Here is a 13,233-nt window from a genome sequence, read left to right on the forward strand (position 1 = left end):
GAAAAGTCCCATGCGTTGAATTGCGCATGGGGCTTCTGTTCTTTTGCAGCCGTTACGCGGCCTCGGGCAAACGCAAGTCGGGATTGTTGCGCGCGAGCTCGCTGGCCCAATCGATAAACGCGCGCAGCCGCGAACTCAGATTGCGGCGATGCGCATACAGAATCGACAGCGGTGTACCGGGGCTCGTGTAGTTGCCGAGAATCTCCGTGAGCGCGCCTTGCTCGATCAGCTCGGCGACCATGAAGCGCGACGGCTGGATGATGCCGTGGCCCAACACACCCGCCGTGATGTACACCGAGCCGTCGTTGACGGCGAGCGTGCTATCCATCGCGACGCGCTCGATTTCGCCGTCAACTTCGTATTCGAACGGGAAGGTCCTGCCGCTGCGCGCGGACACGTAGTTGACCGCGCGATGCTCGCCGAGCTCCGCCAGTGTGGTCGGCGTGCCGAACTTGCGCAGATACGCGGGCGATGCGCACGTGACGATGCGCGCAAGCCCGATGCGCTTCGCAACGAGGCTCGACTCGTCGAGCGTGCCCATGCGGATCACGCAATCGACGCCGTCCTGGATCAGATCGATGTTGCGGTCCGCGAGACCGAGGCGCACGTCGATCGCGGGGTATAGCGCGTAGAAGTCGTCGAGCGCGGGCAGCAGCAGCGAGCGCGCCAGCGTGCCGGAGGTGTCGACGCGGATCGTCCCGGCCGGATTCTCGCGCTTGCTCGACAGCGACGACTCGGCATCGGCGACGTCGGCGAGAATGCGCACGCAGCGCTCGTAGAACGATGCGCCGTCTTCGGTCACGCTGACCTGGCGCGTCGAGCGGTTCAGGAGCCGCACGCCGACGTGTTCCTCGAGCGCCTGGATCGTGCGGCTGACCTTCGCGCGCGGCAGATCGAGCGATTCCGAAACCTTGGTGAAGCTGTTCGCTTCGACCACGCGCGTGAAGATCTCCATCGCTTCGAAACGGTCCATGGTGTGCCTTGTGGGTGGTGAGCCAGAAGAAGGGCGGGGCAGGTTTGCGACACGACAGGAAGTCTACAGCCAGCAAAACTGGTTGTCTGCCGCGTCTCGTTCGCGCGCAACTGCCACCGCCGCTCGTGGCTCAATCCCGCTCCGGCGCGCCCAGCGGAAATAGCGGCCGATAGGGCCGCGCCTCGTCGACCGCGCGTGCGAACGAGGGCCGCGCGAGCAGCCGCTGCCGGTACGCGCGCACGTGCGCGAACGCGGGGTCGATCGGGTGCGTCCAGTCGGCGTAGAACAGGAACGGTGCGGCGCCGCAGTCGGCGAGGCTGAAGCTGTCGCCGGCGGCCCATTCGCGCTCGGCCATGTGACGGTCGAGCCATGCGTACGAAGTGTCGAGCAGCGCGCGCGCATCGGCGACGCCACGCCGGTCGCGCTCGGCTTCGGGACGCAGGCTATCGAACACGACTTTTTGCTGTGGAGTCGAAATGTAGTTGTCGAAGAAGCGGTCCATCGTGCGCACCTCGAGCGCCACGCGCGGATCGGCGGGCAACAGCGTGACAGGCCCCGGATAATGCAGGCCCAGATATTCGATGATGATGCTCGCCTCGACCACCGTGCGCCCGCCGTCGACGAGCACCGGGAAGCGCCTGATCGGCCACAGCGCGGCCAATTCGGCCATGACCTTCGGGTCGTCATGCGCGAGCACGCGCATCTCGAACGGCGTACCGTTTTCGTACAGCGCGGTCAGGGCCTTCTGGCAGTAGGACGAGAACGGATGGGCATAAAGCTGCAGGGGCATCGCGATCACCTTTGACGGTTGCACAGCACGAGTACGCGGTGACGACGAGAGCCACACCGCGCGACGGCCAGGCTGGCCGTTTACCCCACGACGAACGACGGCCGAAAAAATCGACCTCAGACCTTCGCGCTCGCCCCATGCGGCGGCAACGACCCCGGCTGCAACAGCACGACCACCGCGCCGGCGCCGCCGTCATGCGGGCGCGCCTGACAGAACGCGATCACTTCGGATTTCTGCACGAGCCATGCGCGCACTTTGCCCTTCAGCACCGGCTCCTTGCCGATCGACCCCAGACCCTTGCCGTGAATCACGCGCAGGCAGCGCAGGCCGCGTTTGGCCGATTCGCGGATGAATTCCGCGAGCGCCTCGCGCGCCTCTTCGCGCCGCATGCCGTGCAGGTCGATCTGCGCCTGCACGATCCAGTCGCCGCGCCGCAGCTTGCGCACTACGTCGCGGCTCAAGCCGGGGCGGCAATACGACAGCGTTTCGTCGGTTTCGAGCAGCACTTCGGGGTCGAATTCGTCGGAGATCGCTTCGTGCAGCACCGCCTCCTCGTCGAGCAGCGTCTGCACCGGCAGCGGCGGCGGGGGATTGCGCGTGAGCGTCGCGCGCGGCGGAATCGCGAGCGGCGCGACTTCGCCGATCTCACGGCGGAACAGATCGGCGTCGGCGGCCGCTTCGCGCTGCGCCGCTCGCGTCGCCGCCTGTTCGCGCTCGCGCCGCTCGGCTTCGCCCTTCAACGCTTCACGCAACGCACCGAGTCCGGCGAGCCCCGATGCGCGATCGAGCTTCGGTGCGACGGCGGGCGCAGCAATTGCGGGCGCGGGACGCGTGGCGGCTTGCGGGCGTTTCGGTTCGTTCGGATGGGGCTGATTCTTCGGCATGTCGGCAATACAGGCGGAAAGGTCGGTCGGTGGTGCTGCCAACGCGCTCGACGCACATTGACAAGGCGGCAAAAACGACAAAGGCCGCCGGCATTTCAGCCGCGGCCTTCGTGAGCCAATGACAGCAGCGCTGCGCCACCGTCATTTTACTGTCGCGCCCGTTTGTCGGGACTTCGTCTCGACATACGGCAGCGCGGCGCGGATCAGCGGTCCGCTTCCGCGCTCATCGCGTGCTCGCCGGCCATCTCGTTGATGGTCTCGAGATAGCGCTGCGCGTCGAGCGCGGCCATACAGCCGGTGCCCGCGCTGGTGATCGCCTGGCGATAGATGTGGTCCTGCACGTCGCCCGCGGCGAACACGCCCGGCACGCTGGTCGCGGTCGCGAAACCGTTCAGGCCGCCCTTCGTGATGATGTAGCCGTTCTTCATCTCGAGCTGGCCTGCGAAGATGTCCGTGTTCGGCTTGTGGCCGATCGCGACGAACAGGCCCTGCAGCGCGATGTCAGTGGTCTCGCCACTCTGCGTGTGCTTGATGCGCAGGCCGGTCACGCCGGAGTTGTCGCCGGTTACTTCTTCGAGCACATGGTTCCACTTGATCTCGACGACGCCTTCCTTCTCCTTCGCGAGCAGACGGTCGATCAGGATCGGCTCGGCGCGGAACTTGTCGCGGCGATGGATCACGGTCACCTTCTTCGCGATGCCGGCGAGGTAGAGCGCCTCTTCGACGGCCGTATTGCCGCCGCCGATCACGGCGACGTGCTGCTGCTTGTAGAAGAAGCCGTCGCAGGTCGCGCAGGCCGACACGCCCTTGCCCATGAACGCCTCTTCCGACGGCAGGCCGAGATACTGCGCCGATGCGCCCGTCGAGATGATCAGCGAATCGCACGTGTATTCGCCCGAATCGCCGATCAGGCGAATCGGCTTCTCATCGAGCTTCGCCGTGTGGATGTGGTCGAAGATGATCTCGGTATTGAAGCGCTCGGCGTGCTCGAGGAAGCGCGCCATCAGTTCCGGGCCTTGCACGCCGTTGGCGTCGGCGGGCCAGTTTTCGACGTCGGTCGTGGTCATCAGCTGGCCGCCTTGCGCGATGCCGGTGACGAGCACCGGCGCGAGGTTGGCGCGCGCCGCGTAAACCGCCGCCGTGTAGCCGGCGGGACCGGAACCGAGAATCAGAACCTTGGCGTGTTTCGTTGCAGTTGCGGGCATGATCGAATCCTTGTACGGCGCGCGGCTCGCCGCTGCGTAGCCGTGCGTTTTTGAGCTGAAACTGTAGATGGGTATCAGTCGGGCATTATAAAGGGCGGGGCGTGCCGCTGCGCCATCAAGCTTTCTGATCGCCGCGATAGTGTGGCGGCGTGGGCGCTCGGGGCGAGCCCGCGGCGCGATACGGCGAATTCAGCGCGCCTCGCGCATGCGTCTGTGGTCAAACAGCCAGGTTACCGTCATTTACAGCCTCGCGCGGGACACAGCGTTTACAATAGCCCGGATCGAAGTTTCCGTTAGCCGGGATCGGGCCCGAAGCCGTGCGCGGCGAGGCTCGGGCCGCGTTCCCGGCGGCAGTTTCAGCCTGAACCGGCTACCCCAGGCAACAGGATCAATGGCAAAAGCTCCCTATACCGCGAGCGCGCAGGCATTGCCGCACCGCATGTCGCGCCTCTTCACCGAAATCCGCTGGATTCTGCAGGTGGCCCTCGGCGTGTTCCTGCTGATGTCGCTCGTCAGCTACAGCAGGCACGACCCGAGCTGGACCCATGCCGCGCAGGTCGACCATATCTCGAACTGGGCGGGCCGCGTCGGCGCGTGGACTTCCGACATCCTGCTGCTGCTGTTCGGTCTGTCCGCCTACTGGTGGATCGTGCTGCTCGGCCGCCACATCTCCGCGAACTACAAGCGCATCACCCGCAACGAAGAGCCGCAGGACGACGACGCGCCGCGCGGCGTCAGCTGGCTCGCGGACGCGTTCGCGTTCATGCTCGTGCTGCTGTCGTGCAACGGCCTCGAGGCGCTGCGCATGTGGTCGCTGAAGGTGCAGTTGCCGCGCGCGCCTGGCGGCGTGATCGGCGAGGCTGTCGCGCGCGGCATCTCGCATGCGCTCGGCTTCACCGGTGGCACGCTCGCGCTGCTGCTCGGTCTCGGGATCGGGCTGTCGCTGTACTTCCGTTTTTCGTGGCTGTCGGTCGCGGAGAAGGTCGGCGAATCGATCATTTCCGCGGTGACGTTCGCGAAGCTGCGCCGCGAGGCCGGGCTCGATCGCAAGCTCGGCGAAGCGGCCGCCGTGAAGCGCGAAGGCAAGGTCGAGAAGGGCCGCGTGCGCATCGAGGAGCACGAGCCCGTGGTGATCGTGCCGCCGCTCGCCACGCCGGCGAAGTCGGAGCGTGTCGAGAAGGAACGCCAGGTGCCGCTCTTTACCGATCTGCCCGGCGACTCCACGCTGCCGCCCATCGCGCTGCTCGACCCCGCGCCAGCCGCGCAGGAAACCATTTCCGCGGACACGCTCGAATTCACGTCGCGCCTGATCGAGAAGAAGCTGAAGGACTTCGGTGTCGACGTGAGCGTGGTCGCCGCGTATCCGGGGCCCGTCGTCACGCGCTATGAAATCGAGCCGGCCACGGGCGTGAAGGGCAGTCAGATCGTTAATCTCGCGAAGGATCTCGCGCGCTCGCTGTCGCTCGTGTCGATTCGCGTCGTCGAAACGATTCCGGGCAAGAACTACATGGCGTTGGAGCTGCCGAACCAGCGCCGTCAGACCGTGAGCCTGTCCGAAATTCTCGGCTCGGCCGTGTATGCGGATGCCGCGTCGCCGCTCACGATGGGTCTCGGCAAGGACATCGGCGGCAAGCCCGTGTGCGCGGATCTCGCGAAGATGCCGCATTTGCTCGTCGCCGGCACGACTGGTTCGGGCAAGTCTGTGGGTATCAACGGGATGATCCTGTCGCTGCTGTACAAGGCGAGCGCCGAGCAGGTGCGCATGATCCTGATCGATCCGAAGATGCTCGAAATGAGCGTCTACGAAGGCATCCCGCATCTGCTGTGTCCGGTCGTCACCGACATGCGCCAGGCGGGCCACGCGCTGAACTGGGCGGTCGCCGAAATGGAGCGCCGCTACAAGCTGATGAGCAAGGTCGGCGTGCGTAACCTCGCCGGCTACAACAACAAGATCGACGAAGCGACCAAGCGCGAAGAGAAGCTGCCGAATCCGTTCAGCCTGACGCCGGACGATCCGGAACCGCTGACGCGTTTGCCGAACATCGTGATCGTCATCGACGAACTGGCCGACCTGATGATGGTCGTCGGCAAGAAGGTCGAAGAGCTGATCGCGCGGATCGCGCAGAAGGCGCGCGCGGCCGGCATCCATCTGATTCTCGCTACGCAGCGTCCGTCGGTCGACGTGATCACCGGCCTGATCAAGGCCAACGTGCCGACCCGTATGGCGTTCCAGGTGTCGTCGAAGATCGACTCGCGCACGATTCTCGACCAGCAGGGCGCCGAGTCGCTGCTCGGCATGGGCGACATGCTCTATCTGCCGCCAGGCAGCGGTTTGCCGGTGCGCGTGCACGGCGCGTTCGTGTCGGATGATGAAGTGCATCGCGTCGTCGACAAGCTCAAGGAGCAGGGCGAGCCGAACTATATCGAGGGCATTCTCGAAGGCGGCGTGAGCGGCGAGGGCGACGAAGGCTCGGCGGGAACCGCGTCCACCGAAGGCGAGTCGGACCCGTTATACGATCAGGCGGTCGACGTCGTGCTGAAGAATCGCCGAGCGTCGATTTCACTCGTGCAGCGGCACCTGCGCATCGGCTACAACCGGGCGGCGCGTCTCCTCGAACAGATGGAGAATTCGGGCGTGGTGTCGGCGATGTCGTCGAACGGCAATCGCGAGATCCTGGCGCCGGCGCGCGAGGCGGAATAGCCGCAACGAGCCATTGCGGCCATCGCGAGCGACGCCGCGTGCACCGTCCGGTGCGCCATTGCGGCTCGACGCCGGGCCAGTCACTCTGTGTTCAGCGAGTGCATCGAGCCGGCGCAGCCCATCACCGAATTCATTCAAGGGAGAAAAACCTATGCAAGCAATCGCGCAGCAGGATGCCCGACAGCGTCGAGCGGGGCGCCTCGGCGAGCGCGTGTCCCGCGGCATGCGCAAGATCGCGCGCGCCGTCGGCAGTGTCGCGATCGGTGCGTCGCTGCTCGTCGCCTCGCACGCGTTCGCGAGCGGCACCGAGCAACTGAAGGCATTCATCGCGCAGGTCCATTCGGCGCGCGGCGCCTTCGTGCAGCAGGAAGTGCGCGCGCCGAGCAAGGCGCAGGGCGCGAGCGGCGCGCTGTCCACCGCGAACCCGGCCAAGCCGACCACGTCGAGCGGCACGTTCATGTTCGCGCGGCCCGGCAAGTTCATCTGGCAATACGAGAAGCCCTACTCGCAATTGCTGCAGGCGGACGGCGACAAGTTCTACGTCTACGACAAGGATCTGAACCAGGTGACGGTGCGCCCGCTCGGCAACGCGCTCGGCGCAAGCCCGGCGGCGATCCTGTTCGGCAGCAACGATCTGGACAAGAACTTCTCGCTGCGCGACGCGGGCGTGAAGGCCGGCATCGACTGGCTCGAACTGACGCCGAAGGCGAAGGACACGCAGTTCGAGCGCGTCGGCATCGGCTTCAAGGACGGCAATCTCGAAGCGATGGAATTGCACGACGTGTTCGGTAACGTGACGCTGCTCACGTTCTCGAACATCCAGAAAAATCCGCAACTGCCGCCCGATGCATTCAAGTTCACGGTGCCGAAGGGCGCGGATGTGATCAACGGATAAACCGCGCGGTAGGCGCCGACACTGGCGCCTTTGCAAACGCCGGCGAAGCCGCGCTTGTCGAGCGCGGCTTTTTATTTCGCGCGGTGCGTGGATTGCTTAGGGATGCGCGCCCGGCGCCGCGACGAACGTTAAATCGTCGTACCGGCAGACGTAATGATTTAGTGCGAGACTGGAAAGACCGGCATTGCTCATCGGCTGGAGTTGGCGCGTCCGATCATTTTCCCAGGACTGGGTTCGTAATCTCTAACAATTTTTTGCTGCAACGCAACAAAATAACGCCTAAACTGATCGAAGGTTGTTGTCGCTTTGGATGTCTGGAAAGACGAGGCATGTCATGAGATTGTCTTCTTCACACGATTCACGCTTATCCCCGTCCCTCCATGTGTTCCAGCAGGAGGGGGGGTGGCATTGGGGAATAACGGTTCCGCGCTCGGCCGGAAGTGGTTTCAAGGTCGTTGCATATAGTGAAAAAACCTTTATCGATGAGGCCGAAGCCCATCGGGAAGGCAATCGCGCGCTTGAGCGTTTCGCCGATACGCCGACGGTTCGGCTTGAACGGCAGTAAGGCAGCAGGTTATCTAACGTATCCGGCAGCCCGTTATTTGGGTTTTCAAGCGGAGAACGCAACAATTACCGCCGCTGAGAATTTAATATGCAACCAATTGCATATTTCTTTGACTTCCGAAAAATCGTAGCGATACTGTCTCGTTTCGAGATATCGCTTTTATTTTGACTTTCGCGGAATATGAAACCACCCACGCGCTAAGCGTGGAACTGGACGGCGTAAACTATGCCGGAACGTATCGCGTAATGACGGGCACCGTCGTCGTCTATTTCGCGAACGAGAGCAAATTCGCCTCGTATGCGCCGAATCGGCCGGAGACCGTCGCCCGTTGGCTGCTCACGGATCTGTGTCGCAAGGCCGAATCGCGTCGGCGCAAAGCGGCGAAAAAATAGCCCGCGGCGCGCACTGTGATTGGCCATTCGACGGTCACAAAAAAAGACCTGCATTTGGATTGCAGGTCTTTTTTATTTTGTGACACCTGCGTCTAATGCAACGCGCTGAGGGTGACGCGCTCACGCATACGCGGTCTTGCGCGCCGATACGAACGCGTAATAGCACACCGCGCCGATCGCAAGCGACGGCAGCGTCGCGCCGACGTTCGGTAGCCATTGATTGATCACCTGGTACGAGGCGATGCCGATCGCCCAAGCGACGAACGCGCTCAGGTGCCAGCCGCCCGAGAAGCCGTAGCGGCCGCGCACATCGGCGAGCACCGCGGCGTCGACGCGACGCTTGCGCACGATGAAGTGATCCATCAGCACGACGCCGAACAGCGGCGCGAATACCGAGCCGATCAGCAGCAGGAAGTTCTGGTACTTCGCCATCGGCACGAGCAGCGCGATCAGCGTGCACAGCGCACCGAACGCGGCCGACAGCAACGGCACGCTCGCGCGCGTCCAGAACGTGCCGGTCGACACCGCGGCCGAGTGGATGTCGGCGAACGCATTGTCGATTTCGTCGATCAGAATCAGCAGCAGCGCAAACCCGCCGCCCGCTTGCGCGAGCGCGCCGGTCAGCAATGCATCGCCGCCGCCGGCAGCGAGCCCGTAGACCGCGCCGAGCGCATAGAACCAGATGTTCGCGATGCCATAGCCGTATAGCGTGCCGCGGAACGTCTCGCCGGCGCGGCGGCCGAAGCGCGTGTAGTCGGCGATCAGCGGGAGCCATGACAGCGGCATCGCGACCACGAGGTCGACCGCGCCGCCGAACGACATCTCGCCGGCGCCGGGACGACCCATCAGGTCCGCGAGATTGTGGCGCGCGAGCAGGTTCCACGTGAGCCACGCGGCGCCCGCGAGCAGCAGCCAGATCCCCCACTTGCGCAGAAAGCGCCGCACGAACGACAGCGGGCCGCTGATCGCGAGCAGCGTCGCGAGCACGCCGAAGATCACGGTCCACACGAGCGGCATCGACAGGCCGAACGCCTGTTTCGCGAGCGCATCGGCGGAATCGCGCATCACGATCACCTCGAACGAGCCCCAGCCGACCAGTTGCACCATGTTCAGCACGGCCGGCACCGACGCGCCGCGCACGCCGAGCGTCGGACGCAGCGACGACATCGCCGCGAGCCCGGTGTCGGTGCCGATCACGCCCACGAGCGCGAGCAGCACGACGCCGATCACGCTGCCGAGCACGATCGCGACGAGCGCGTGCGGCAGCGACAGCCCCGGCACCAGCAGCGCGCCCGCCTGGGCGACGAGCAGGCCGATGCCGAGCGAGAACCACAGCGCGAACGCGTCGCCGGTGCGAAACGCGCGGCGCGCGTCGGGCACCGGCGTGAGCGGCGCGTAGGTGGAGCCGGCGTCGCCGGCGACGGAATCTTGAGCCATCTGATGTTCGTTCCTGTTGGTGGTGCTGTGATTCTTTGCGTTGCCGGCGCCCCGGGTCGGCCATCGCCTGGCCGCCGTCACTGTCATAATGCAGGACGTTGCCCGCCTTCGTGCCTGTATTTCCGGCCGGACGCGGGCTTTGCGCCTGTCCCGCGAGGCGCTGCTCCGAAGCGGTGCGTGCCCCGGAAAGCCGAGATTATCCACAAAACGTCATGTTTGAAGAAACCCGTGCCAATGTTCCGCTTGCCGAACGCCTGCGGCCACGCAATATCGACGAAGTGATCGGCCAGTCGCATCTGCTCGGTCCGAACAAGCCGCTCAGGGTCGCGTTCGAATCGGGCGAGGCCCATTCGATGATCCTGTGGGGCCCGCCGGGCGTCGGCAAGACCACGCTCGCGCGGCTGATGGCCGATGCGTTTCACGCGCAGTTCATCGCGTTGTCGGCGGTGCTGTCGGGCGTGAAGGATATCCGCGAGGCGGTCGAGACCGCGCAGATCCATCGCGCGAACGGCCATCAGACGCTGGTGTTCGTCGACGAAGTGCATCGCTTCAACAAGAGCCAGCAAGACGCGTTCTTGCCGCACGTCGAGTCGGGCCTGTTCGTGTTCGTCGGCGCGACGACCGAGAATCCGTCGTTCGAGGTCAATAGCGCGTTGCTGTCGCGCGCCGCCGTCTACGTGCTGAAGAGCCTGACGGACGACGAGCAGCGCGAGCTGCTCGAGCGCGCGCAGAAGGATCTCGGCGGCCTCACGTTCACCGACGAAGCGCGCGCCGCGCTGATCGGATCCGCCGACGGCGACGGCCGCAAGCTGCTGAACAACCTCGAGATCGTCGCGCGCGCGGCCGCCCGGCAGAAGACCACCGAAATCGACGGCGCGTTATTGGGCAGCGCGCTCGCGGAGAATCTGCGCCGCTTCGACAAGGGCGGCGACGCCTTCTACGACCAGATCAGCGCGCTGCATAAATCCGTGCGCGGCAGCAACCCGGACGGCGCGCTGTACTGGTTCTGCCGCATGCTCGACGGCGGCGCGGACCCGCGCTATCTCGCGCGTCGCATCGTGCGCATGGCGTGGGAAGACATCGGCCTCGCGGACCCGCGCGCCGCGCGCATCACGCTCGACGCCGCCGAAACCTACGAGCGTCTCGGTTCGCCCGAAGGTGAGCTCGCGCTTGCGCAGGCGATCATCTATCTGGCGGTCGCGCCGAAATCGAATGCCGGGTACAACGCGTACAACGAGGCGCGGCGCTTCGTCGGCAAGGACCAGTCGCGCGCGGTGCCGGTGCATCTGCGCAACGCGCCGACGAAGCTGATGAAGGAACTCGGCTACGGCCACGACTACCGCTACGCGCACGACGAACCCGATGCGTACGCGGCCGGCGAAACCTATCTGCCTGACGGCATGCGCGAGCCGCATTGGTACGAGCCGACACCGCGTGGTCTCGAAGGCAAGATCGGCGAGAAGCTCGCGCGCCTTGGCGAGCTCGATGCGCGGTGGCGCGCCGAGAACAAGCCGAAGAAGGCTTGAGGCGTTTCACCTTTGCCGGTGCGTTAAAATCGCGTTTTCATACAACGAACATCCGTCCCATCCCATGCTCGACATCCAGTTGCTGCGCAAAGACCTCGACGGCGTCGCAAAGCGCCTCGCCGACCGCGGCTATACCCTCGACGTCGCGGCCTTCACCGCGCTCGAAGCGGAACGCCGCGATACCCAGACCCGTACCGAAGAACTGCAGGCGCGCCGCAACCGCCTGTCGAAGCAGATCGGCGCGATGAAAGGACGCGGCGAAGACACGTCGGCGGTGATGGCCGAAGTCGGCGGCATCGGCGACGAGATGAAGGCGTCGGCGGTCAAGCTCGAAGACATCCAGAAGCGTCTGTCCGATCTGCTGCTCGACGTGCCGAATCTCGCGCACGAAAGCGTGCCGGTCGGCAACGACGAAGCCGGCAACGTCGAAGTGCGCCGCTGGGGCACGCCGCGCCAGTTCGACTTCGAGGTCAAGGATCACGTTGACGTCGGCACGCCGCTCGGCCTCGACTTCGAGACCGGCGCGAAGCTGTCGGGCGCGCGCTTCACGATGCTGCGCGGCCAGATTGCGCGGCTGCATCGCGCGCTCGCACAGTTCATGATCGACACGCACACGCAGCAGCACGGCTATACCGAGATCTACACGCCGTACATCGTCAATCCCGACATCCTGTACGGCACGGGCCAGCTGCCGAAGTTCGCGGACGATATGTTCCGCGTCGAAAAGGGCGGCGGTGAACACACGGTCACGCAGTACCTGATCTCGACCTCGGAAATTTCGCTGACGAACACGGTGCGTGAGAGCATCGTCGAAGCGGACGCGCTGCCGATCAGGCTGACCGCGCACTCGCCGTGCTTCCGCTCGGAAGCGGGCTCGTATGGCCGCGACACGCGCGGCATGATCCGCCAGCATCAGTTCGACAAGGTCGAGATGGTGCAGGTCGTAGCGCCAGGCGCATCGTACGACGCGCTCGAGCAGATGGTCGGCCATGCGGAGGCGATTCTGCAAAAGCTCGAACTGCCGTATCGCGTGATCACGCTGTGCACCGGCGACATGGGCTTTTCCGCAGCGAAGACCTACGACCTGGAAGTGTGGCTGCCCGCGCAGAACACCTATCGTGAGATTTCGAGTTGCTCGAATACCGAGTCGTTCCAGGCGCGACGCATGCAGGCACGCTTCCGCAACGCGCAGGGCAAGCCGGAGCTCGTGCATACGCTCAACGGCTCGGGTCTCGCGGTGGGCCGCACGCTCGTCGCGGTGCTCGAGAACTTCCAGAACGCCGATGGCTCGGTGACGGTGCCCACGGCACTGCGGCCTTACCTCGGCGGCGTCGAGCGGCTGCAAGTGCCGGCGGCCTGAGCGTCGCCGATGCGCGCGCAGGCGCGGTGTCGTCGCGTGTCTGACGATGGATGCCGCGAACGGCATCGAGGTCCCGCGAAAATTTTTTAGAAATTTTTTGGACGAGGGGGCTTGGAAAACTAATTCGAGCTGTTCTATAATCTTTTTCTCCCAAGCAACGGCCCGCTTGGATCCGACGATGCAGTAGCGAGTTGGAATACCCGGAAAGGTGGCAGAGTGGTCGAATGTACCTGACTCGAAATCAGGCGTACGGTTTCCCCGTACCGTGGGTTCGAATCCCACCCTTTCCGCCAAATTCTGAAACCCCTTGATTTCACCGAGATCAAGGGGTTTTTGCTTTGAGTTCTCGAATGGCTTTGCCAAGGCAATTCGAAATTGTTCAAGCATCATTTCTATTTTGGCGAAATCCTTTGTTTCAATTTTTTACATAAGCCATTCGTTGTTCGTGGCCTTTTTCATCTCATTTCCATACAAATATCTTAAGTCATCCGTGCTGCACCGTCCC

General features: G+C 64.4%; 11 protein-coding genes and 1 tRNA gene. 7 read left to right on the forward strand and 5 right to left on the reverse strand.

What is annotated here, in order from left to right; translation table 11 throughout:
• Nucleotides 1-52: 52 nt before the first annotated feature.
• The 4 genes from OKW40_RS20745 to trxB form a co-directional block, all read right to left on the reverse strand.
• Nucleotides 53-973 (reverse strand): LysR family transcriptional regulator, encoded by a 921-nt coding sequence (locus OKW40_RS20745; protein ID WP_429491290.1) that lies wholly within the window; start codon nt 971-973, stop codon nt 53-55.
• 130 nt (nt 974-1,103) lie between these two features.
• Nucleotides 1,104-1,763: a glutathione S-transferase family protein gene (locus tag OKW40_RS20750; RefSeq protein ID WP_184059602.1), complete on the reverse strand. Its 660-nt coding sequence runs from the start codon at nt 1,761-1,763 to the stop codon at nt 1,104-1,106.
• 116 nt (nt 1,764-1,879) lie between these two features.
• On the reverse strand, nt 1,880-2,647 hold the full coding sequence (locus tag OKW40_RS20755; protein WP_429492011.1) for a Smr/MutS family protein: 768 nt from the start codon (nt 2,645-2,647) through the stop codon (nt 1,880-1,882).
• A 203-nt stretch (nt 2,648-2,850) separates the two neighbouring features.
• Nucleotides 2,851-3,852 (reverse strand): thioredoxin-disulfide reductase, encoded by a 1,002-nt coding sequence (trxB, locus tag OKW40_RS20760; protein WP_090803474.1) that lies wholly within the window; start codon nt 3,850-3,852, stop codon nt 2,851-2,853.
• A gap of 391 nt (nt 3,853-4,243) precedes the next feature.
• Here trxB and OKW40_RS20765 point away from each other — a divergent pair, with 391 nt between their 5' ends.
• The 4 genes from OKW40_RS20765 to OKW40_RS20780 all read left to right on the forward strand — a co-directional run bounded on the left by OKW40_RS20765 (nt 4,244) and on the right by OKW40_RS20780 (nt 8,405).
• Entirely contained in the window at nt 4,244-6,553 is a 2,310-nt protein-coding gene (locus OKW40_RS20765; RefSeq protein ID WP_429491292.1) for a DNA translocase FtsK, read from the forward strand.
• A gap of 151 nt (nt 6,554-6,704) precedes the next feature.
• The gene (gene lolA / locus OKW40_RS20770; protein WP_090803478.1) at nt 6,705-7,448 is read left to right on the forward strand and encodes an outer membrane lipoprotein chaperone LolA; all 744 of its coding nucleotides are present in this window, start codon (nt 6,705-6,707) and stop codon (nt 7,446-7,448) included.
• Nucleotides 7,449-7,782: 334 nt separating this feature from the next.
• Nucleotides 7,783-8,013 carry a hypothetical protein gene (locus OKW40_RS20775; protein WP_184059600.1) on the forward strand — a complete coding sequence of 77 codons (231 nt, stop codon included), beginning with the start codon at nt 7,783-7,785 and terminating at the stop codon, nt 8,011-8,013.
• Between the two features lie 203 nt (nt 8,014-8,216).
• Nucleotides 8,217-8,405, forward strand: coding sequence for a hypothetical protein (locus OKW40_RS20780; RefSeq protein ID WP_429491294.1), 189 nt, complete (start codon nt 8,217-8,219; stop codon nt 8,403-8,405).
• A 120-nt stretch (nt 8,406-8,525) separates the two neighbouring features.
• Here the strand turns inward: OKW40_RS20780 and cytX are convergent, their stop codons facing one another.
• Nucleotides 8,526-9,842 (reverse strand): putative hydroxymethylpyrimidine transporter CytX, encoded by a 1,317-nt coding sequence (gene cytX, locus OKW40_RS20785; RefSeq protein ID WP_429491296.1) that lies wholly within the window; start codon nt 9,840-9,842, stop codon nt 8,526-8,528.
• 212 nt (nt 9,843-10,054) lie between these two features.
• Here cytX and OKW40_RS20790 point away from each other — a divergent pair, with 212 nt between their 5' ends.
• The 3 genes from OKW40_RS20790 (at nt 10,055) to OKW40_RS20800 (ending at nt 13,021) form a co-directional block, all read left to right on the forward strand.
• Nucleotides 10,055-11,368 carry a replication-associated recombination protein A gene (locus tag OKW40_RS20790; protein ID WP_184059596.1) on the forward strand — a complete coding sequence of 438 codons (1,314 nt, stop codon included), beginning with the start codon at nt 10,055-10,057 and terminating at the stop codon, nt 11,366-11,368.
• A 64-nt stretch (nt 11,369-11,432) separates the two neighbouring features.
• Nucleotides 11,433-12,728 (forward strand): serine--tRNA ligase, encoded by a 1,296-nt coding sequence (gene serS / locus OKW40_RS20795; RefSeq protein ID WP_429491298.1) that lies wholly within the window; start codon nt 11,433-11,435, stop codon nt 12,726-12,728.
• A 202-nt stretch (nt 12,729-12,930) separates the two neighbouring features.
• Nucleotides 12,931-13,021, forward strand: a tRNA-Ser gene (locus tag OKW40_RS20800).
• The last annotated feature ends 212 nt before the right edge of the window (nt 13,022-13,233 follow it).

The organism is Paraburkholderia sp. RAU6.4a (genome assembly GCF_050435625.1).
Lineage (GTDB): Bacteria > Pseudomonadota > Gammaproteobacteria > Burkholderiales > Burkholderiaceae > Paraburkholderia > Paraburkholderia tuberum.